Annotated in this window: 2 rRNA genes; both read left to right on the top strand. The window is 49.8% G+C overall.

The features are described 5' to 3' along the window. A 16S ribosomal RNA gene (locus J3352_RS14095) occupies positions 1–497 on the top strand; the annotation flags it as partial. A gap of 266 nt (positions 498–763) precedes the next feature. After that, positions 764–1,405, top strand: a 23S ribosomal RNA gene (locus tag J3352_RS14090); the annotation flags it as partial.

The following is a 1,405-nucleotide window of genomic DNA, read 5'->3' as shown; positions in this document are numbered from 1 at the left end:
GAGACAGGTGGTGCATGGTTGTCGTCAGCTCGTGTCGTGAGATGTTGGGTTAAGTCCCGCAACGAGCGCAACCCTTACTGTCAGTTACTACGCAAGAGGACTCTGGCAGGACTGCCGTTGACAAAACGGAGGAAGGTGGGGATGACGTCAAATCATCATGCCCTTTATGACTTGGGCTACACACGTACTACAATGGCGTTAAACAAAGAGAAGCAAGACCGCGAGGTGGAGCAAAACTCAGAAACAACGTCCCAGTTCGGACTGCAGGCTGCAACTCGCCTGCACGAAGTCGGAATTGCTAGTAATCGTGGATCAGCATGCCACGGTGAATACGTTCCCGGGCCTTGTACACACCGCCCGTCACACCATGAGAGCCGGGGGGACCCGAAGTCGGTAGTCTAACCGCAAGGAGGACGCCGCCGAAGGTAAAACTGGTGATTGGGGTGAAGTCGTAACAAGGTAGCCGTAGGAGAACCTGCGGCTGGATCACCTCCTTTCTAAGGAGTCAGGCAGATGGAAGAACATCGAAGATGGTCGGCCATCTGGAACAGGTGACAGATACAAGCAGAGTAGATATTGTTCGATTTTGAGGGCCCTGAAAAGGACACTCAAAGACGTACCTTGAAAACTGAATAATAACTGCGAAACAAAGATTATAGTAAGTTCTTTTAAGAAATATTGCAATTTCAAAAGGAAGGGTAACAATAATCTTCGTTGGCAAAAGAGAGAATCAAGAGGATACCATTCTGAAAGAAGTTTGAAAGGTCAAGCGAACAAGGGCGCAGGGCGAATGCCTTGGCACTGGGAGCCGATGAAAGACGTGATAAGCTGCGATAAGCTTCGGGGAGCTGCAAATAAGCATTGATCCGGAGATCTCTGAATGAGGAAACTCACCTGGGTTCATACTCAGGTACAATACACTGAAATTTAAAATAGGTGTATTGAGGGAACCGCCTGAACTGAAACATCTAAGTAGGGCGAGGAAGAGACATCAAACGAGATTCCGTAAGTAGTGGCGAGCGAACGCGGAAGAGGGCAAACCGAGAGTAGAAATACTTTCGGGGTACGGACTGCTTTTAAGACTCAATCTGTTAACCGAACGGCATGGGAAGGCCGGTCAGAGAGTGTGAGAACCACGTAGGTGAAAACGGAGAGAGCTGCGCAGGATCCAGAGTACGGCCAGACACGTGAAACCTGGTCGGAATACGGGGGGACCACCCTCCAACCCTAAATACTACCCAGTGACCGATAGCGTATAGTACTGTGAAGGAAAGGTGAAAAGCACCCCGGGAGGGGAGTGAAAAAGAACCTGAAACCCTGTGCCTACAAGCACCTAGAGCACGTCAAAGTGTGATAGGGTACTTTTTGTAGAACGGTCCGGCGAGCGATTGTATGCAGCAAGGTT

The organism is Faecalibacterium sp. Marseille-Q4164 (assembly GCF_017377545.1).
Lineage (GTDB): Bacteria > Bacillota > Clostridia > Oscillospirales > Ruminococcaceae > Faecalibacterium > Faecalibacterium duncaniae.
This window is presented reverse-complemented; position numbering and strand designations above follow the sequence as displayed.